We start from the raw sequence: 18432 nt of genomic DNA, 5'->3' as shown, positions 1-18432 counted from the left end.
GGCGGCCCGGCGGCAAGGGCCGCCGGGCGACCCGCCCGCGCACTGGACGAAACCGCCTCGCTGGCGCGATATCGCCGACCGGAGGAGATACCATGCCGCTCGACACGCAAGGCCCCTCGGCCGCCGCCTTCGACCTGCCCGAGGCCACGCGCGAGCTGCGCGAGACGGCGCTCGCCTTCGCCAGGGAGGTCCTGGCGCCCAAGGCGCTCGAATGGGACCAGGCGCGGCATTTCCCGGTGGAGGAGATGCGCGAGGCCGCGGCGCTCGGCATGGCCGCGCTCTACGTGCGGGAGGAGAGCGGCGGCGCCGGCCTCACGCGCCTCGATGCGGCGGTGGTGTTCGAGGCGCTGGCGATGGGCTGCCCTACCGTCTCCGCCTACCTGTCCATCCACAACATGGTCGCCTGGATGATCGACCGGTTCGGCGACGACGCCCAGCGGGCGCAGTACCTGCCGGACCTGATCCCGATGCGGAAGGTCGCCAGCTATGCGCTGACCGAGCCGGGCTCCGGCTCGGACGCCGCGGCGCTGCGGACCCGGGCGCGCCGGGATGGCGGCGACTACGTGCTGGACGGCAGCAAGCAATTCATCAGCGGCGCCGGCGTCTCCGACCTGTACCTGACGATGGTGCGGACGGGCGGGGAGGGGCCGGGCGGCGTCTCCGCCCTGCTGGTGCCGAAGGAGACGCCGGGCCTGTCCTTCGGGGCGAACGAGAAGAAGATGGGCTGGAACGCCCAGCCGACCCGCGCGGTGATCTTCGAGGGCGCCCGCGTCCCCGCCGCGGCGCTGCTCGGCGAGGAAGGCCAGGGCTTCCGCTTCGCCATGGCCGGGCTCGATGGCGGGCGGCTGAACATCGCCGCCTGCTCGCTCGGCGGCGCCCAGGCGGCGCTCGACATCGCGCTCGGCTATGTCCAGGAAAGGCGCGCCTTCGGCAAGGCGATCGCCGATTTCCAGAACACCCAGTTCCGCCTGGCCGACATGCAGACCGAGCTGGAAGTGGCCCGCACCTTCCTCTGGCGCGCCTGCTCCAAGCTGGACGCGAAATCGCCGGACGCGACCGCCTTCTGCGCCATGGCCAAGCGCTTCGTCACCGATACCTGCTCGAAGGTCGCCGACGACGCGCTGCAGCTGCTCGGCGGCTATGGCTACCTCGCGGAATACGGGATCGAGAAGATCGTCCGCGACCTCCGCGTCCACCGCATTCTGGAAGGCACCAACGAGGTGATGCGGCTGATCGTCGCCCGGTCGATGCTGGGGCGGCGATAACCATGATCCTCTGGGATTACTGGCGCTCCACTGCGGCCTATCGGGTCCGGATCGCGCTGAACCTCAAGGGGCTCGAGGCCGAGCGCCGCATCCGCCACCTCCGTCGCGGCGAGCAGCGGGCGGCGGATTACCTGGCGCTGAACCCGCAGGGCCTGGTGCCGGCCCTGGTGCTGGCGGATGGCACCGTGCTCACCCAGTCGCTCGCCATCTGCGAATACCTCGACGAGACCCACCCCGACCCGCCGCTGCTGCCGCGCGACCCGGTGCTGCGCGCCCGGTCCCGCGCCTTCGCCCAGGCGATCACCGCCGAGATCCATGCGGTGCAGAATCTCAAGGTGCTGAACCGGGTGAAGGCGCTCGGCCATGACCAGGCCACCGCCAATGCCTGGGCCCAGGACACCATCGCCGAGGGGCTGGCCGCCTGCGAGGCGCTGGTCGGCGACCAGCCCGGACCCTTCTGCTTCGGCACGGCGCCCGGCCTGGCCGACATTGCCCTGGTCCCGCAGTTCTACAACGCCCGCCGCTTCGGCGTGGAGCTCGGCGCCATGCCGCGCCTGGTCGCCGCCGAGGCTGCCTGCCTGGCGCTGCCGGCCTTCGCCGGGGCGGCGCCGGAACGCCAGGCGGATGCCGAATAGGCTTGCAACCCGGGCGCGAATTGCGCACATCTGCGCAATGATCAGATGGTGTGCCATCATCCTGTCGCTGAGCCTCGCGCTCCCGGCCGCGGCGCAGCAGAGGCTGGTGGTGCCGGAGGGTACGGCAGTTGCCGTGCCGGCCCGCGGCGTGCCGGTCGCGCCGCGCGCGGCCCGGGCCGCGCCGCGCACCTGTCCGGCCCCTGCCGCCGGCCGAGCCGGAGATGCCGGCCGCGACAGCGGCGGCGCTGGTGCCGCTGGCCGCCGCGGCGGCCCTGGCCGCGGCGCTCACGGCGGGCGGCGGTGGCGGTGGCGGCGTCTCGGCGCCGGTCCGCACGCGCTGAGGTCCGCGGCGGGGAGTGTCAGCCGCGCGGCAGGGCGCGGCGCAATCTCGCGGCTGATATTGGCCCGTGCCTTCGCCTCGAAGGCCGCATGCAGTTGCGGGTGGCGCAGCAGCCGCGGGGCGGCGCCGATCCGCGCCAGGAAGGTCCGCTGCGCCCTGGCGAAGGCGGCATCGTCCAGGTGCCGCGCCTCGGCCCGCAGGCCGCGGCCGTTGCGGTCGAACACCGCCGCTTCCTCGCCGATCGGGCTGAGGTCGAGGTCGAGCAGCCAGAGCCGCGCCGCGCCGCCGGGGCCGCGTGGCAGCGGGGCGTTCAGGTGGTCTGCGGTGGCGCGGATGGTCCCGCCGACCCAGGCGATCTCGGCCGCGGTGAAGCCGCGCAGCCGGCGCGCCGTCCGGTCCCAGAGCTCGGCCGAGCGCGCCTCGTTATCCTCGGCGCCGGGAACCAGGACCGCGTCATGGAATAGGATGGCGGCAGCGATCAACCGGGCCACCTGCGGCCGCTGCATCGGCCCGGCGCGGCCGAAGCGCAGGTGCCGGGCCCAGAGCACGGTCAGGTGCTGCAGCCCGTGATAGTCGCGCCAGGGGGCGGTCATCCGCCGCAGCAGGTCGGCGCGGATGCCGGAAGGCAGGGCGACCGCATCAAGCAGGGACTGGAAGCCGCGCGGCCGGTTCATGCCGCCAGCCTGGCCGCGCCGTGCCGGCCGGCGCCGAGGACCGGCCGCATCTGGTCCTGTGCCTGCGTCCGGCCGGTTGTGGGATGGCGCGCGGGAATGGTCCTGTCACTCCTGTCGGGCCGCCGGACGACCGGCCTGGCATGGCACAAGGGCAGCTGCACCGGGGCCTCGTCTTGGCGACATCAACCATAACCAAATAAATATTGCTAATAATTCTCCTAAACGTGCATGGAGGCGATGCATCCTCCGCCCTGCCGAAGCCGATCGAGCGGGACCCGGCGCCGGACGAGGGTGAGGCCGGAAGGCCCTCGCCCCATCATCAGGCGGCATTCATCGATGTCTGCAACGAGAATGCCGCCGGCGAAACATCCGCCGATGTGCGCTGCCGCACAGCGTGGCTTGCATCCAGGATGCCTCTGGCGTCTCCTAGGCAGCGAAACGAGAGCGCGTACCCCATGGCCCAGAGCCCCGACGACGAACGGCTCACCCGCTTCCCCATGCTGCGGGACGTCGAGCCGGCCCTGCTGGCCGAGGCGTCCCGCCAGGCGCGCTGGCGCCGGGTGCAGCCGGGCGAGGCGGTCATCGACTACGACGACACCTCGGACGAGGTCTTCCTGATCATCTCTGGCACGGTGCGGATTGCCGTCCATTCCGCCAGTGGGCAGGAGGTGATCCTCGGCGAGGCCGGGGCCGGCGAGATCTTCGGCGAGATGGCGGCGATCGACGGGCTCAGCCGCTCGGCCAATGTCACCGCGGTGCACAGCTCGGTCCTCTGCTGCCTGCCGCGCGCCACCTTCCTCGACCTGGTGCTGAAGACGCCCTCCGCCGGGCTCCTGTTGCTGCGGCTGCTGACCGGGCGGCTGCGGCTGCTGGATGCGCGCAACGTGGAGCTGGCGGTGCTGCCGGTGCGGCACCGGCTCGTGGCGAAGCTGCTGCGGCTGGGCCGGCCGCGGGAGGACGGGCAGCTGCGGATCAGCCCGCCGCCGGCGCAACATGTGATTGCGGCCCGGATCGGCGCGCGGCGGGAAGCGGTGTCGCGCGAGCTCTCCGCCCTGTCGCGGGAAGGGCTGGCGACGGTGACACGGCAGAGCATCCTGCTGCCGAAGCCGGATGCGCTGCGCGAGGGGCTGCGCCGCGCGATGGCCGGCGATGCCGGCAAGGGCAAGGCGAAGGGCTGAGCCTCGCCGCCGGGCGGCGCTACTCCGCCGCGGCGACGGGGCGCTTGGCCCGCCGTTCCCCAACCAGCGCCATCGCCATGGTGGCGACGATGAAGAAGACGGAGGCGGCGAAGACCAGCAGCGGCTGGCCGTGGTCCATCAGGCTGCCGTAGAGGATCGGCCCAACCGTCCCGCCGATGTTGAAGCCGGTGGTGACGATGCCGAAGACCCGGCCGACCGCGTCCGGCGGCGCCGCGGCGCGCACCAGCATGTCCCGCGACGGCATGATCATGCCCGTGAGGAAGCCCGCCGCGCCCAGAGCCGCGACCAGCGCCAGCGGCCCGAGCGGCACCAGCCCGACCAGGGCCACCAGCGCCCCGGTCAGCCCGAAGCCGAGCGCCGCGACGTCGCCGTGCCGGCTGGTGCGGTCGGCAACCACCCCGCCGGCGAGCACGCCGAAGGCGCTGAGCAGCATGAAGGCGCTGAGCGCGACATTGGCCAGGCCGAAATCGACGCCATGCCCGCTGACCAGCGCCGCCACCGAGAAGTTCTGCAGCCCACCGGTCGAGAGGCTGAGCAGGGCGAAGAAGGCGGTCAGCATGATGACCGCCGGGGTCAGGACCGAAGCGGCCCCCTGGGCAGCCTTGGGCTTGGCGGCGGCGCGCGGCGCCGGGGCCGGGTCGGCGGCCAGCGCCAGGGGCAGGGCCACCGCGGCGCCGATCGCGCCGGCCGCGAAGAGCGCGGCCGACAGCCCACCATAGGCCGAGACGCCGAGCATCAGCGCCGGCGCCAGCGCGCCGCCGAGATAGCCGGCGAAGGTGTGGATGGAGAAGGCGCGACCGATCCGCGCCTCGCCGATGCCGCGCGACAGCATCTCGTAGTCGGCGGGGTGGTAGACCAGATTGGCGAGGCCGAGCGCCGCCGCGGCGGCCAGCAGCATCGGGTAGGTCGGGACGAGGCCGAGCGCGACGAAGGCCGCCGCGCCGAGGAGCAGCCCCGCCACCAGCACCCGGCGCGAGCCGAAGCGGTCCACCGCGAAGCCCATCGGCGCCTGCACCAGGCCGGAGACGATGTTGAACACGGTCAGCGCCAGGCCGAGCTCGACGAAGCCGACGCCGAGCCGGGCCTGCAGCAGCGGGAAGAGCGGCGGCAGCACCAGGATGTGCAGGTGGCTGACCAGATGCGCCGCGGAGACCAGGCCGAGCGTGCGGAACTCGGCCGGGGTCCAGGCCCGGGCTGCCGGTTCATCCATGGGGTGGCGTTCCCTCGACATCCTGCCGGGTAGATGGGGTGTCCCGGCCCGGTGGCCAGGATCGGCCAGGCGGCCGGGGCCGGGAAGCGGCGGGTCCCCGGGGCAGCGTCCCGCCCCGGGCATGGGTCAGGCCGGGTGTCAGCGCCGCAGCCGGCGGATCTGGTAGCTGTCGAAGGTGTATTCCGACAACTGCAGCCACTGGTAGGCATCCTGCTTGAAGGCGGTCATGTCGCGGAAGATCTCGGCATAGGCCGGGTCGGCCTTCGCGTATTCCTCGTGCATCTTCATCGTCTCGTCGTAGCAGGCGTCGAGCACGCTCTGCGGGAAGGCGCGCAGCTGCGCCCCCGGCGACCAGGCGCTTCAGCGCCTGCGGGTTCACCGCGTCGTACTTGGCGAGGCCGAGCGAGGTGGTCGCCGCCGCCGCGGTCTGCAGGATGCTGCGCCAGGCCGGCGGCAGTTCCTCGTATTTCTGCTTGTTGACGAAGAGCGAGAGGATGCCCGTCCCCTCCCACCAGCCGGGGTAGTAGTAGTAGGGCGCGACCTTGTAGAGGCCGAGCTTCTCGTCGTCATAGGGCCCGATCCACTCGGCGGCATCGATCGTCCCGCGCTCGAGCGAGGGGTAGATGTCGCCGGCGGCGATCTGCTGCGGCACCGAGCCGAGGCGGGAGAAGACATGGCCCGCCAGGCCGCCGATGCGGGATTTCAGCCCCTTCAGGTCCTCCGGCGACTTGATCTCCTTGCGGAACCAGCCGCCCATCTGCGCCCCGGTGCTGATCAGCGGCCAGCAGAGCACGTTGTACTTCGAGTAGAGCAGGGTGTTCAGCTTGTCGTTGCCGCCCATCTCGTACAGCCACGCCATCTGCTGCCGGCTGTTCAGCCCGAAGAGCAGCACCGTGCCGAACATGAAGGCCGGGTCGGTGCCGATCGAGTAGGACGACGCGGTGAAGCTGGCCTCGACGAAGCCCTTCGAGGTCGCGTCGCGCGCCTCGAGCGCCGGGACGATCTCGCCCGGGGCGAAGACGCGGATGGTGAAGTCGCCATCGGTCGCCTCGCTGACCATGCGGGCGAAGGTGGTGGAGGCGCCGTAGAGCGTATCGAGGTTGCGGGGGAAGCTCGAGGTGAGGCGCCAGGTGATCTTGGGGCGGGCCTGCGCCAGCGCCGGCGCGGCAAGGCCTGTTGCGGCCGCCGGCACGGCGGCGGCCTTCAGTACGGAGCGTCTGTCCATGGTCGATCCCTTCCCGGACGGGCGTCTTGACGCGCCCATCGCCGTGAGAGGCTAGCGCGAGCCCCGCCGCCGGCGATAGCCTGCGCCCGCCGGATTGGAGTTTCCCCGATGCGCCCGAACAGCCTGCACGCCGCCGACCTCGCCCACATGGTCCACCAGCAGACGGATCTCGGCGCCCATGCCAATGACGGCGCGGTGCTGATCGCCCGCGGCGAGGGCGTGCATGTCTGGGACACCGAGGGGAAGCAATACATCGAGGCGATGGCCGGCCTTTGGTGCGCCAGCCTCGGCTTTTCGGAGAAGCGGCTGGCGGATGCGGCCTACAGGCAGTTGCTGGCGCTGCCCTACTACCACACCTTCTTCCAGAAGGGGCACGTGCCCAGCGTGCGGCTGGCGGAGAAGCTGACCGCGGTGGCGCCGGCCGGGCTGAACCACGCGATGTTCCAGTGCAGCGGCTCTGAGGCGAACGACGCCGCCATCAAGCTGGCCTGGTACTACCACAACGTCACGGGGCGGCCGCAGAAGAAGAAGATCATCGGCCGCATCCGCGGCTACCACGGCAACACCGTGGCGACCGCCTCGCTCTCGGGCCAGCCGCACATGCAGGCGGATTTCGACCTGCCGCTCGGCGACCGCTTCCTGCACATCAGCAACCCCAACTACTACCGCGCCGGCCTGCCGGGCGAGACCGAGGAGCAGTTCAGCGCCCGCATGGCGGCGAAGCTGCAGGCGCTGATCGACCGGGAAGGGGCCGACACCATCGCCGCCTTCTTCGCCGAGCCGGTGCAGGGCGGCGGCGGCGCCATCACCCCGCCGCGCGGCTATTTCGAGGCGATCCAGCCGATCCTGAAGAAGGCGGAGATCCTCTTCGTCGCCGACGAGGTGATCTGCGGCTTCGGCCGCACCGGCCATTACTGGGGCTGCGAGACCTACGGCATCCAGCCGGACATGCTGAGCTGCGCCAAGCAGCTGACGGCGGCCTACCAGCCGCTCTCGGCGCTGCTGATCTCGGATGCCATCCATGCCGCGCTGCTGGAGGGATCGAAGCGCAACGGCAGCTTCGGCCATGGCTATACCTATGGCGGCCACCCCGTGGCCTGCGCCGTCGCGCTCGAGACCCTGGCGATCTACGAGGAGCGCGACATGGTCGGCCATGTCCAGCGCGTCTCGCCCGCCTTCCTCGAAGGGCTCGGGGCGCTGCGCGATCATCCGCTGGTCGGCGACGTGCGCGGCGTCGGGTTGATCGCCGGCGTCGAGCTGATGGCCGACAAGGCGGCGAAGGAGGCCTTCCCGGCATCGGCCAAGGTCGGGCTGCTGGTGCAGGAGAAGTGTCACGAAGCCGGACTCATCGTCCGCGCCATCGGCGACCGCATCGCCTTCACCCCGCCGCTGATCATCACCGCCGCCGAGATCGGCGAGATGTGCGCGCGCTTCCGCGCCGGGCTCGACGCCGCCTGGGCCGTGCTGCAGGAGCGCCGGCTGGCCGCCGAATAGGCGCGACTCCCACGCTTCGCGTTTCTTAGTAATTCCATCCTGGCCGGCACGTCCCGGCCGGGACCGGAAGAACGGAGGAAACGCGAATGCGGAGATCGATCGTGGCGGCCGCGGCCGCCTTGGCACTGCCGCCCTGGGCGGGGCAGGCGCATCCCCCGGGCGAGCACGGCCCGACGCAACGGGCCCAGGCGCCTGCGGCGACCACGGCACCAAGGCCTGCGGCGGCCCCGGGCGGCACCTGGTTCTCGTCCAGATACGGCGCCGACGACCAGATCGGCGCGATGAACCTGCTGACCCCTCAGAAGGTGCTGGAAGCGGCGAAGCTCGTCACCCGCGGCCAGGTCTACCGGCTCGGCGTGCCCATCGGCCGCGACACCCCGGCCTATCTGCCGCGCAGCGCCTCGGTCACGGTGATGATGCCCGACCAGCTCGGCGGCGCCATCGTGCCGTCCGAGAACAAGGTGTCCTATGCCGACGACATGTTCGTCGGCTGGCTCGGCGTCGGCAGCCAGATCGACAGCTTCGCCCATCTCGGCATCGACAACACCTTCTACAACGGCAACCACGCGCGTGACTTCATGCGCACCACGGGGGTGACGAAGCTCGGCGTCGAGACCATCCCGCCGACGGTCACCCGCGGCGTGCCGGTCGACATGGCGCGCGCCCGCAGCAAGCCGATGCTGGACGAGGGCGAGATCATCACCGCCGACGACCTCCGCGCCGCCATGCAGGCGCAGAGCGTCGAGGTGCGGCAGGGCGACGTGGTGCTGATCCATGCCGGCTGGGTCGAGCTGCTGGAGCGCGACCCCGCCCGCTTCGGCAAGGGCGAGCCGGGCATCGACAACGGCGCGGCGGAATACCTCGCCAGCCTCAACGTGGTCGCGGTCGGCGCCGACACCTGGGGCGTCGGGGCGGTGCCCTTCAAGAATCCCAACCGCGTCTGGGAGGGCCACCAGACCCTGCTGGCGAAGAACGGCATCCATATCCTGGAGGTCATGGACACCCGGGCGCTCGCGCGCGACCAGGCGAAGGAGTTCCTCTTCGTGCTGGGCCAGCCGCTGCTGAAGGGCGCGGTGCAGGCGATCATCAACCCCATCGCCATCCGCTGAGCTCCGCTGCCGGGGCCCGGCCCTCAGCCGCGTCCCGGCTTTTCCCCTGGCAGCATCCGCCGCAGCACCCCGTCGCGCAGAACCAGATGGTGCCAGAGCGCCGCGGCGACATGCGCCGCGACGACCAGCAGCAGCAGGTGCGCCAGCAGCTCATGCGCCTCCCCCAGAAGTGGCCGAAGGGCGGGGTGAAGGGAGCGGGCATGGGGATCAGGCCGAAGAGCGCGAAGGGACGGCCCCGCGCCCAGCGGCTCGAGGATCCCGGTCAGCGGCACCGCCAGCGTCGTTGCATAGAGCGCGCCATGCGCCAGATGCGCCGCCCGCGCCTGCCAGGCCGGGGTCCCAGGCGGGTCAACGGGCCGAAGGTTCGCCGCCCGCCACAGCAGCCTGAGCATCGACAGCCCCATCACCAGCGCGCCCAGCCCGGCATGCCAGTCGAGCCCCGCCTGCCGCGCCGGCCCGCGCGGCAGCAGGTCTTCCATGAAATTGCCAAGCAGTCAGGCCGCCGCGATCAGCGCGGCGATGCCCCAGTGCAGCAGCTTGGTCGGGGTGCCGTAGCCCGCCGAGGTGTCGCGCATTGCCATGCGGCGCAGGATGCCCGGGCCGCCCGGCCCGGTCCTTGCGGCAACGCAAGGCCGGCTACCGGCGCCGTGCCTTCCAGACCTGCCATCCCAGCAGCGCGAAGACGCAGAGCGCGAGCGCGGCGCCGATCGGGCCGGCCCAGTCCCCGACGAGGTGGAAGCTGTCCTCCAGCAGGTAGCCGGCGACCGCGAGCCCGCCGGTCCAGATCGCCGTCCCGATGGTGGTCCAGAGATAGAAGACGCTGCGCGGCAGGGCGACCAGCCCGGCGGGGATCGAGATGCCGGTGCGGATGCCCGGCATCACCCGCCCGATGCAGACCGCCGCCGGCCCGTTGCGCCGCAGCGCCGCCTCGGCCTGGCCGATCTCCTCCCGCCCCAGCCGGGTGAAGCGGTGCAGCCGGTCGATCATCCGGTACATGCGCTCCGCCCCATAGGCGCGGGCGAGCTCGAACCAGACTGCGTTGCCGACCAGCGAGCCGGCAATGCCGGCCAGGATCACCCCGGCCAGCGACATCTGCCCGCGCGCCGCGGCGAAGCCGGCCAGCGGCACCACCATCTCGGAGGGCAGGGGCGGGAACAGGTTCTCCGCCAGCATCAGGGCGAAGACGCCGAACAGGCCGCCCGCAGCAACGAGGTTGGTGACCCAGTCGATCATCGCCTGCCGATCATGGTGCCCGCCGGAAGAGCATGAGGGTGACCCAGCGCCCCCTGGTATAGTTGAATCCGGTCACCTCCCCAATCTCTTGCAAGGCGAGTGCCAGGGTTGCCGCCTCCCGCTGGAAGTCGCGTTCCGCCCGGTCGCCGACCGCCACCACCCGGCCCGGCGCGCCGGCCAGGAAGCGGGCGGCATCCCCGCCGGTGCGCAGCAGGCTGGTCCCGCCGCCCACTGCGAACAGCACCGAAGGCTCGGAGTGGCTGGTGATGCCGAAATCGCGGGAGGCGAGGCCCGGCGCCTGGTCGTGCAGCAGCGCGGCCAGGCGCGGCGCGATCCAGAGCGGCTCGAGCCGCGGCACTATCCCCTCCAGCACCGCGGCATAGAGCGGCACGGCGAGCAGCGCGCCGAGCAGCCCGGCGCGGCCCCAGGCGCCGCGCGCCGCGTTGCGCGCCACCACCCAGACCAGCAGGGCTCCGAGCGGCAGCAGCAGCGCCGCCCCGAGCGGATTCCGCACCAGGAACCAGCCCGCGGCCCCGCCGCCAGGGCCAGGCCGAGCGCCGCCAGCCCCAGTGCCGCCAGCGCGAACCAGCGCCACCAGCGCGCCGGCAGTCGGCGCAGCGGGTCCATCGCCCAGGCGGCGCCCAGCAGCATCAGCGCCGGGTACATCGGCAGGGTGTAGTGCGGCAGCTTGGTCGAGACTGCCTCGAAGACCAGCCAGGAGGGCACGATCCAGGCCAGCAGGAAACGGGTCGGCGGGTTCAGCCGGTCGCGCCAGGCGGTCGGCAGGGCGCAGAGCACGATCCAGGCGCCGGGAAAGGCGGCGATGCCGAAGCTCAGCAGGTAGAAGCCGGGCGGGCCGCCATGCTTCTCCTCGCCGCTGCCGATCTTCGACAGCATGTCGCCGCCGACCGCCTGCTCGAAGAAGCGGCCCTCCGTGGCGATGCCGATGGCGACGAACCAGGGCGCCGCAGCGGCCACCATCAGCGGCAGGCCCCAGCCAGGGCGGAGCGCCCGCAGCCAGGGCGCGCCCTTGTCGGCGACCGCCAGGGTGATGCCGGCCAGCAGCGGCACCATCGGCCCGACCGGGCCCTTCAGCAGTATGCTCACCCCCAGCACCAGCCAGAAGCCGGCCGCCTGCTTCGCGGTGAAATGCTCCGGCCGCAGATAGGCCTGGGCGAACAGCCCCATGGCGGCGGCGACGGTCGCGAGCAGCGCGGCATCGGTCTTGGCGATATGCGCCTCGGCCACCAGCACCAGGGAGGAGGCCAGCATGGCCGCCCCCAGCAGGGCCGCACGTCGGCCGACCAGCGACCGCCCCCAGTGGAAGGTCGCCAGCACCGCCAGCATCCCGCCCAGCAGGCTCGGGATCCGGTAGGCCCAGATGTCGCGGCGGGTGCCGAGATGCGCCGCCTCGACCAGCGTGACGGATGCCGCCTGCAGCCAGTGGATGCCGGCCGGCTTCTTGTTCCGCTCCTCCTCCCCGACCCGGATGCGGACATAGTCGCCGGTGTCCAGCATCTGCTTCGTCGCCTGGGCGAAGCGGGCCTCGTCGCGGTCGGTCGCCGGCAGGGTGAAGAAGCCCGGAAGCCACAAGGCCAGGCAGAGCAGGACCAGCGCCAGGCGCGGCCGGCGCTGCAGCGCCTCCGGCAGGGCGCCGAGGGAGCGGTCGGTACGCGATGGCGCCATGAGATCCATGGGCGCGCGGACTAGCATGGGCGGCGCCCGGGGGCCATAAACCCCGGCTTCATGGCCAATCCTCCGCAAAGCCCCGCAAGGCGCGCCGCCGCCGCCCTGCTCGACGCCGTCATCCTCCGCCACCGCTCGCTGGAGGAGGCGCTGGACGCGCTGCCAACCGACGGCAAGCCGCACCGGGTGCGCGGCAAGGGGAGGCGCGGCCGGGCGCCGCCGTCTCCCCGCGCGACAAGGCGGCCGCCCACCGGATCGCCGCGGCGGTGCTGCGCCGGGCCGGGTCGATTGATTCCGTGCTGGAGCCCTTCCTGCGCAAGGAGCCGCCGGAGACGGTGCGCAACGCGCTGCGGATCGGCGCGGCGAAGCTGCTGCTGCTCGGCACCCCCGCCCATGCCGCGGTCGGCAGCGCGGTGGACCTTGTCCCCGCGCCCTTCGCCGGGCTGGTCAATGCGGTGCTGCGCAAGGTGGCCGAGGCCGGGCCGGCGGCGCTGGAGGGGCTGGACGCCGAGCGGCGCGACACCCCGGGCTGGCTCTGGACCGCCTGGCACGCCGCCTATGGGCCGGCGGTGCGGGCGATCGCCGCGGCGCATCGGATCGAGGCGCCGCTCGACCTCAGCCTGAAGCCGGGCGCCGAGGCGCCCGAGGGCGGCGAGATGCTGCCGACCGGGACCTGGCGCTACCCGGCCGGGACGCGGGTGACCGAGCTGGCCGGCTTCGCCGAGGGCGCCTTCTGGGTGCAGGACGCCGCCGCCGCCCTGCCGGCCCGGCTGCTGGCGGTGCGGCCGGGGGAGCGGGTGGTCGACCTCTGCGCCGCGCCGGGCGGCAAGACCGCGCAGCTCGCCGCCGCCGGCGCCGCCGTGACGGCGGTGGAGCGCGACCCGAAGCGGGCGGCGCGGCTGCGGGAGAACCTGACCCGGCTGCAGCTGCCGGCCGAGCTGGTGGTGGCCGACGCGGTGCAATGGGATGCCGGTGGCGCCACCTTCGACGCCATCCTGCTGGACGCGCCCTGCAGCGCCACCGGCACCATCCGCCGGCACCCCGACGTGCCCTACCTGAAGCGCGCCAAGGACATCGCGGCGATGGCCGAGCTGCAGCGGGTGCTGCTGGCTGCGGCGGCGAAGCGGCTGACGCCGGGCGGCCGGCTGGTGCTGGCCACCTGCTCGCTGCAGGCCGAGGAGGGCGAGGCGCATCTCGCCGCCGCGGCGGCGCTCGGCCTCGCGGTCGATCCGGTGCGGCCGGAGGAGGTGCCGGGCCTCGCCGAGGCGATCACGCCCGCCGGCACGCTGCGCACCCGGCCGGACATCTGGGCCGATCGGGGCGGCATGGACGGCTTCTTCGTGGCGCGCTTCCGCAAGCCATGATGCCGGCGCCGGCCGCTGCCGCTTGACGCGGTGGCGCCGGCAGTTTCTCCTTCCCGCAATACACAAGCCGCGCGCAGCAAGGCACGGCGGAGGGACGCAGCAGCGCGGGGCCATCCCCGCGTCGCACAGCCTTCCCCCGCCGCGTCCCGCATGCCGCGGCAAGGGCTCAGGGAAGGAAGACAGGCATGTCCAACAGCGGGTCATCGCGCCGTACGCTCCTCCAGGCCGGGGCGGGCCTTGGCCTCGCCGCCAGCGTGCCGGCCACGGCGCGGGCGCAGACCGCCCCGGCGCGCGGCGGCGATCCGCTCCGCGTCGGCATCCTCACCGATCTCTCCGGCCCCTTCGCCGGCGCCGGATCCGTGCCGCTGTTCCAGGGCGGCGAGCTGGCGATCGCGCTGTTCAACGAGCGCGGCGGCGTCGATGGCCGTCCCGTCGTCGGCGTCTCGGCCGACAGCCAGAGCAAGGCCGACGTCGCCATCAACGAGGCCGAGCGCCTGCTGGGGCAGGAGAAGCTCGAGGTCGTCACCGGCATCTACTCCTCGGCCCATGCCGTCCCGCTGTCCGGGCGGTTCGAGGCGCAGAAGAAGATCATGTGGATCACCTCGGCGATTGCGACCGCGGTGCTGAAGGACAAGCACTTCCAGTACGTCTTCCGCCCGACCGTGCATTCCGACCAGTATGCCGAGGGCACCGTCTCGGTCGTCGCCGAGCAGGCGCAGAAGAAGCTCGGCATGCCGCCCGAGAAGGTGAAGCTCGCCTGCATCTACGAGGACGGGCCCTACGGCACCGGCGTCTCCGGCGCCATCGAGGCGAATGCCAAGAAGCGCAACATGCCGCTGGTGCTGAAGGAGGCCTATTCGGCGACGACGCCCGACCTCTCGACGCTCGTCACGAAGCTGCGGCGCGAGCGGCCGGACATCGTCTACCAGGTCGGCTACAACCCGGACATCACGCTCTTCCTGCGCCAGGCGCGCTCGGGCGGCCTGCGGTTCCGGATGCTGTTCGGCCATGGCGCCGGCTGGTCGCAGATCGACAAGCTCTGGGACACCTTCGGCAAGGACATCGAGTTCATGTGCAACGCCGACCCGGCGGCGACGCAGATGCTCGACTGGTCGAAGCTGCAGCCCGGCGTCGCCGACCTGGCGAAGACCTTCGTCGAGAAATACTCGGCGAAGCACCAGGTGCGCGACCTGCCGCCGCATGCCTCGATGGGCTTCAACAATACCTGGATCTTCCTCGAGCACGTCCTCAAGCCGGCGGTGCGGAAGACCGGCGGGATGAGCGCCGACGCGCTGCGCGAAGCGGCGCTGCAGGTGGATATCCCGCTCGGCGGCACCATCCAGGGCTATGGCGTGAAGTTCAACCCGCCCGAGGACGTCATGGCCGGGCAGAATGCCCGCAGCATCTGCGTGGTGATGCAGTTCGAGAACGCCAAGTCGCACGTGATCTGGCCCTCGCAGATCGGCCGCGAGCCGGTCATGCCGCTGCCGCCCGAGAACCCCTATGCGCTGAAGTCCTGAGGTGTCGGGCGCATTTGCGGCACCGATTCAGACCTCCGCGCCGTCCGGCGCTGTGGTCATCGGGGCCGGGACGCCGCTGCTGCAGGTCGAGGGCCTGACGAAGAAGTTCGGCGGCTTCACCGCCGTCGACGCCGTCTCCTTCAGCGTGCCGCAGGGCGAGATCCTCGGGCTGCTCGGGCCGAACGGCTCGGGCAAGTCCACCACCTTCAACTGCATCGCCGGGATGCTGAAGCCGACCGCGGGGTCGGTGAAGCTGGCCGGCGAGGAGATCGCCGGTTGCACGGCGGATGAAAGCTGCCGGCGCGGCATCGGCCGTACCTTCCAGATCCCGCGCCCCTTCCGCGGCCTGTCGCTGCTGGAGAACGCGATGCTGGCGGCGCATTTCGGCGCCGGCGGCGGCATCGACAAGGCCGAGGCGGAGCGCCGCGCGCGCGACGCGCTGCGGCTGGCGCAGCTGCCGGACGATCCCCATGCGACCGCGCATGGGCTGGGGGCCGCGGGCTTGAAGAAGCTGGAACTGGCCCGGGCGCTGGCGACCCAGCCGAAGCTGCTGCTGGCGGATGAATCGCTCGGCGGGCTCGACACCGGAGAGATGCGCCAGGCAGCCGAGATGCTGAAGCGCATCCGCGACGAGCGCGGCATCACCATCGTCTGGGTGGAGCACATCATGGGCGTGCTTCTGTCCGTCGTCGACCGCGTGGTGGTGCTCGACCACGGCGCGGTCATCTTCAAGGGCACGCCGGCCGAGGCCCAGGACGACCCCAAGGTCGCCGAGGTCTATCTCGGCCCGCCGGAGACACGCGCAGCATGAGTGCCGCCCTGTCCACATCCCCCGGCGCGACGCTGGAGCTCTCCGGCATCCAGGCCGGCTACGGCGATTTCCAGGCGCTGTTCGGCGTCGGCCTTCGGGTCGAGCCGGGCGAGGCGGTCGGCGTCGTCGGCCCGAACGGCGCCGGCAAGACCACGCTGCTGCGCGTCATCTCCGGGCTGATCCGGCCGCGCGCCGGCACGCTGCGCTATGGCGGGCGCGACCTGACCCAGGTGCCGCCGCACGAGCTTCCGGGATTGGGCATCGCTCATGTGCCGGAGAACCGCCGGCTGTTTCCTCATCTGACGGTGGAGGAGAACCTGAAGGTCGGCGCCTTCACCCGCGCGGCGCGGGCGCATTTCGACGCGCGGCGCGACCATGTCTACGAGCTCTTCCCGAAGATGAAGCAGCGCCGGCACCAGCTGGCCGGCACCATGTCGGGCGGCGAGCAGCAGATGTGCGCGATCGGCCGCGCGCTGATGTCGGGGCCGAAGATCCTGCTGCTGGACGAGCCCTCGGCCGGCCTCGCGCCCATCGTGGTGCAGCAGGTCTTCGAGCTGGTCCGCCGCATCCGCCAGGAAGGGCTGACGGTGCTGATCGTCGAGCAGAACGTGGCGCAGGTGCTGCGGGTGGTGGACCGCGCCTATGTGCTGGAGACCGGGCGCGTCGCCGCCGAGGGGCGCAGCGCCGAGCTCGCCGCCGATCCCGCCATTCGCCGCAGCTACCTGGGTGGTCACTGAATCATGGATCCGTTCTTCCTGGAGGCCCTGGTCAACGGCATCCTGCTCGGCGGCGTCTTCGCCCTGCCGGCGCTCGGGCTCAACCTCGTCTTCGGCGTGGTCGACGTGGTCTGGCTCTGCTACGCCGAGCTGGTGATGGTCGGCATGTATGCCGTCTGGTTCCTCTACACGCAGCTGGGCTGGCCGCTCTGGCTGGCCTTCGCCGCCTGCCTGCCGATCATCGCGGCGCTGGGCCTGGCGCTGCACTGGCTGGTGGTGCGGCCGCTGCTGACCTCGCCGCCGATCAACCAGGTGCTGGCGACGGGCGGCGTGCTCTTTGTCCTCCAGGGCGCGGCGACCCTGATCTTCTCGACCGAGTTCCGCTCGCTCGGCGTCGACATGCCGCCGATGGAGGTGGGGGAGGTCTTCGTCAGCGGCACCAAGCTGGCGGCCTTCTGCGCCGCGCTGCTGGGCGCCGGCGTGCTCTGGGCCTTCCTGGAATTCACCTATGTCGGCACCGCCATCCGCGCCATCGCCCGCGACCGGGAGGTGATGCCGCTGATGGGTGTCGACCCGCGGCGGATCTACCTGATCGCCTCCGCGGTCGGCGGTGCGCTGGCGGGGCTCGCAGCCTGCCTGCTGGTGGTCCAGCTCGACGTCCATCCCTTCGTCGGCCTGTCCTTCGGGCCGATCACTTTCATGATCTGCGTCATGGGTGGGCTCGGGAACATGCTGGGCGGGTTTCTCGCGGCCTTCCTGATGGGGCTGATCATCTCGGTCGGCGGCTTCTGGGGGACGACGGAATTCTCCTACGTCATCGCCTTCGCCTTCTTCATCGTCACCATGTTCATCCGGCCGCAGGGGCTTTTCGCGCGATGAAGGATTACGTCCTGCCGGCGGTGGCGCTGGCCGCCTTGCTGGCGCTGCCGCTGCTCTCGCCGCCCGACTATGTCATGCATGTCCTCATCACCATGGTGCTGACCGCGCTGGCCGGCACCGGCTGGGCGATGATGGGGCGCTACGGCCTGGTCTCCTTCGGCCATGGCGCCTTCCTCGGCGCCGCGGCCTACACCATGGCCATCCTCTGGAACAGCCTCGGCCTGACGCCCTGGATCGGCATCCCGGTCGGTGTCGGCGTCGCGGTGGTGATCGGCATGCTGCTGGGCTACCCGGCTTTCCGGCTGCGCGTCGTCGGCCACTACTTCGCGCTCGTCACCCTGGCCGCCGGCGAGATCGTCCGCATCCTGATCGTCGCCATGCGCGACATCACGGGCGGATCACTCGGCATGACCCCGGCCCAGGCGCCGCCGGGCGGCGGCTTCCTGGCGATGCAGTTCGACAAGACCGGCTTCTGGTGGCTCTCGCTGGCGGCCTGGGCCGCCGGGCTGCTGGCCTGGCGGCTGCTCGACCGCTCGATGTCCTCGAAGGCGCTGGCGGCGATCTCGGAGGACGAGGACGCCGCCGCCTCGATCGGCATCCGGGTAACGCGGGAGAAGATGAAGGTCACCGTGATCTCGGTGGCGCTGGCCGCCACCGCTGGGGCGCTGACCGCGCAATACCGGCAATACCTGAACCCGGAATCGCTGGCCGGCCTCGGCATCTCGCTGCAGATCGTCTTCGGCGCGATCGCCGGGGGCATGTACGCGCCCTTCGGCCCGACCATCGGCGCCGCCATCACCATAGGACTGGAGGAAGGGCTGCGCATCGCTTTCGGCACCAGATTCACCGGCGGCGCGCCGCTGGTCTACGGCCTGCTGCTGGTGCTGTTCATGCTGTTCCTGCCACGCGGCATCGCCGGGCTGTTCGAGCGGCGCGCCAAGCCGGCGGCGGCGAAGAAGGCGGTGGGAGAGGCGACGGCCTGAGCGCCGGGCCCTCGACGCCCGGGCGGCAGGGCGGTCCGGCCCATGGGTCCGGGAAGGCCAGGGATGCCCTCGACTTCCCGCGCCGGATC

The 18432-nt window shown here is 71.9% G+C and carries 18 protein-coding genes; 11 read left to right on the top strand and 7 right to left on the bottom strand.

The genetic code is table 11. From position 1 onward, the window contains the following. Positions 1-92 precede the first annotated feature (92 nt). Positions 93-1265 carry an acyl-CoA dehydrogenase family protein gene (locus ACQ86J_RS10250; protein WP_431271027.1) on the top strand — a complete coding sequence of 391 codons (1173 nt, stop codon included), beginning with the start codon at positions 93-95 and terminating at the stop codon, positions 1263-1265. 2 nt (positions 1266-1267) lie between these two features. Beyond that, positions 1268-1900 (top strand): maleylacetoacetate isomerase, encoded by a 633-nt coding sequence (gene maiA / locus ACQ86J_RS10245; protein WP_431271026.1) that lies wholly within the window; start codon positions 1268-1270, stop codon positions 1898-1900. A gap of 285 nt (positions 1901-2185) precedes the next feature. Here maiA and ACQ86J_RS10240 read toward each other — a convergent pair whose 3' ends face one another. Then, complete coding sequence (locus tag ACQ86J_RS10240) at positions 2186-2914, bottom strand: HD domain-containing protein (RefSeq protein ID WP_431271025.1); 729 nt, start codon at positions 2912-2914, stop codon at positions 2186-2188. 455 nt (positions 2915-3369) lie between these two features. Between ACQ86J_RS10240 and ACQ86J_RS10235 the strand changes: the two genes are divergently transcribed. Beyond that, entirely contained in the window at positions 3370-4092 is a 723-nt protein-coding gene (locus ACQ86J_RS10235; protein WP_431271024.1) for a Crp/Fnr family transcriptional regulator, read from the top strand. A 19-nt stretch (positions 4093-4111) separates the two neighbouring features. Here the strand turns inward: ACQ86J_RS10235 and ACQ86J_RS10230 are convergent, their stop codons facing one another. Together ACQ86J_RS10230 and ACQ86J_RS10225 are read right to left on the bottom strand one after the other, a co-directional pair. Next, the gene (locus ACQ86J_RS10230; RefSeq protein WP_431271023.1) at positions 4112-5323 is read right to left on the bottom strand and encodes an MFS transporter; all 1212 of its coding nucleotides are present in this window, start codon (positions 5321-5323) and stop codon (positions 4112-4114) included. Beyond that, positions 5316-6548 carry a TRAP transporter substrate-binding protein gene (locus tag ACQ86J_RS10225; protein ID WP_431271022.1) on the bottom strand — a complete coding sequence of 411 codons (1233 nt, stop codon included), beginning with the start codon at positions 6546-6548 and terminating at the stop codon, positions 5316-5318. Before ACQ86J_RS10225 ends, ACQ86J_RS10230 begins: the two co-directional genes overlap by 8 nt. Before the next feature lie 108 nt (positions 6549-6656). Between ACQ86J_RS10225 and ACQ86J_RS10220 the strand changes: the two genes are divergently transcribed. Continuing rightward, positions 6657-8042 (top strand): aminotransferase, encoded by a 1386-nt coding sequence (locus ACQ86J_RS10220; RefSeq protein ID WP_431271021.1) that lies wholly within the window; start codon positions 6657-6659, stop codon positions 8040-8042. Between the two features lie 86 nt (positions 8043-8128). Then, the gene (locus ACQ86J_RS10215; RefSeq protein WP_431271020.1) at positions 8129-9151 is read left to right on the top strand and encodes a cyclase family protein; all 1023 of its coding nucleotides are present in this window, start codon (positions 8129-8131) and stop codon (positions 9149-9151) included. Between the two features lie 23 nt (positions 9152-9174). Here ACQ86J_RS10215 and ACQ86J_RS10210 read toward each other — a convergent pair whose 3' ends face one another. The 4 genes from ACQ86J_RS10210 to ACQ86J_RS10195 form a co-directional block, all read right to left on the bottom strand. After that, a complete protein-coding gene (locus tag ACQ86J_RS10210; protein WP_431271019.1) occupies positions 9175-9630 on the bottom strand; it encodes a cytochrome b in 456 nt (151 codons plus the stop codon). 157 nt (positions 9631-9787) lie between these two features. Beyond that, entirely contained in the window at positions 9788-10384 is a 597-nt protein-coding gene (locus tag ACQ86J_RS10205) for a DedA family protein (protein WP_431271018.1), read from the bottom strand. A gap of 10 nt (positions 10385-10394) precedes the next feature. Beyond that, entirely contained in the window at positions 10395-10838 is a 444-nt protein-coding gene (locus ACQ86J_RS10200) for a hypothetical protein (RefSeq protein ID WP_431271017.1), read from the bottom strand. Then, complete coding sequence (locus ACQ86J_RS10195) at positions 10742-12070, bottom strand: ArnT family glycosyltransferase (RefSeq protein WP_431271016.1); 1329 nt, start codon at positions 12068-12070, stop codon at positions 10742-10744. The genes ACQ86J_RS10200 and ACQ86J_RS10195 overlap by 97 nt, the downstream gene beginning before the upstream one ends. Positions 12071-12336: 266 nt before the next feature. On the opposite strand from ACQ86J_RS10195, the gene ACQ86J_RS10190 reads away from it, so the two are divergent. The 6 genes from ACQ86J_RS10190 (at position 12337) to ACQ86J_RS10165 (ending at position 18343) form a co-directional block, all read left to right on the top strand. After that, positions 12337-13434, top strand: a complete 1098-nt coding sequence (locus ACQ86J_RS10190) for an RsmB/NOP family class I SAM-dependent RNA methyltransferase (protein ID WP_431271015.1) — start codon at positions 12337-12339, stop codon at positions 13432-13434. Positions 13435-13619: 185 nt separating this feature from the next. Further along, positions 13620-14954 (top strand): ABC transporter substrate-binding protein, encoded by a 1335-nt coding sequence (locus ACQ86J_RS10185; RefSeq protein WP_431271014.1) that lies wholly within the window; start codon positions 13620-13622, stop codon positions 14952-14954. Between the two features lie 52 nt (positions 14955-15006). After that, the gene (locus tag ACQ86J_RS10180; protein WP_431271013.1) at positions 15007-15765 is read left to right on the top strand and encodes an ABC transporter ATP-binding protein; all 759 of its coding nucleotides are present in this window, start codon (positions 15007-15009) and stop codon (positions 15763-15765) included. Continuing rightward, positions 15762-16502 carry an ABC transporter ATP-binding protein gene (locus ACQ86J_RS10175; RefSeq protein ID WP_431271012.1) on the top strand — a complete coding sequence of 247 codons (741 nt, stop codon included), beginning with the start codon at positions 15762-15764 and terminating at the stop codon, positions 16500-16502. The genes ACQ86J_RS10180 and ACQ86J_RS10175 overlap by 4 nt, the downstream gene beginning before the upstream one ends. Positions 16503-16505: 3 nt before the next feature. Next, a complete protein-coding gene (locus ACQ86J_RS10170; protein WP_431271011.1) occupies positions 16506-17360 on the top strand; it encodes a branched-chain amino acid ABC transporter permease in 855 nt (284 codons plus the stop codon). Continuing rightward, positions 17357-18343: a branched-chain amino acid ABC transporter permease gene (locus ACQ86J_RS10165; RefSeq protein ID WP_431271010.1), complete on the top strand. Its 987-nt coding sequence runs from the start codon at positions 17357-17359 to the stop codon at positions 18341-18343. Before ACQ86J_RS10170 ends, ACQ86J_RS10165 begins: the two co-directional genes overlap by 4 nt. Positions 18344-18432 lie beyond the last annotated feature (89 nt).

The sequence above is a fragment of the Dankookia sp. P2 genome (genome assembly GCF_050632255.1).
GTDB lineage: Bacteria > Pseudomonadota > Alphaproteobacteria > Acetobacterales > Acetobacteraceae > Paracraurococcus.
The sequence above is the reverse complement of the archived record's forward strand: the minus strand, read 5'-3'. Positions and strand labels throughout refer to the sequence as shown.

Coding starts and splice junctions, on each gene's coding strand:
- ACQ86J_RS10235 (WP_431271024.1), top strand. CDS start 3,370: ATGGCCCAGAGCCCCGACGACGAACGGCTCACCCGCTTCCCCATGCTG.
- ACQ86J_RS10240 (WP_431271025.1), bottom strand. CDS start 2,914: ATGAACCGGCCGCGCGGCTTCCAGTCCCTGCTTGATGCGGTCGCCCTG.
- ACQ86J_RS10205 (WP_431271018.1), bottom strand. CDS start 10,384: ATGATCGACTGGGTCACCAACCTCGTTGCTGCGGGCGGCCTGTTCGGC.
- ACQ86J_RS10165 (WP_431271010.1), top strand. CDS start 17,357: ATGAAGGATTACGTCCTGCCGGCGGTGGCGCTGGCCGCCTTGCTGGCG.
- ACQ86J_RS10225 (WP_431271022.1), bottom strand. CDS start 6,548: ATGGACAGACGCTCCGTACTGAAGGCCGCCGCCGTGCCGGCGGCCGCA.
- ACQ86J_RS10185 (WP_431271014.1), top strand. CDS start 13,620: ATGTCCAACAGCGGGTCATCGCGCCGTACGCTCCTCCAGGCCGGGGCG.
- ACQ86J_RS10230 (WP_431271023.1), bottom strand. CDS start 5,323: ATGGATGAACCGGCAGCCCGGGCCTGGACCCCGGCCGAGTTCCGCACG.
- maiA (WP_431271026.1), top strand. CDS start 1,268: ATGATCCTCTGGGATTACTGGCGCTCCACTGCGGCCTATCGGGTCCGG.
- ACQ86J_RS10175 (WP_431271012.1), top strand. CDS start 15,762: ATGAGTGCCGCCCTGTCCACATCCCCCGGCGCGACGCTGGAGCTCTCC.
- ACQ86J_RS10170 (WP_431271011.1), top strand. CDS start 16,506: ATGGATCCGTTCTTCCTGGAGGCCCTGGTCAACGGCATCCTGCTCGGC.
- ACQ86J_RS10220 (WP_431271021.1), top strand. CDS start 6,657: ATGCGCCCGAACAGCCTGCACGCCGCCGACCTCGCCCACATGGTCCAC.
- ACQ86J_RS10215 (WP_431271020.1), top strand. CDS start 8,129: ATGCGGAGATCGATCGTGGCGGCCGCGGCCGCCTTGGCACTGCCGCCC.
- ACQ86J_RS10195 (WP_431271016.1), bottom strand. CDS start 12,070: ATGGCGCCATCGCGTACCGACCGCTCCCTCGGCGCCCTGCCGGAGGCG.
- ACQ86J_RS10250 (WP_431271027.1), top strand. CDS start 93: ATGCCGCTCGACACGCAAGGCCCCTCGGCCGCCGCCTTCGACCTGCCC.
- ACQ86J_RS10210 (WP_431271019.1), bottom strand. CDS start 9,630: ATGGAAGACCTGCTGCCGCGCGGGCCGGCGCGGCAGGCGGGGCTCGAC.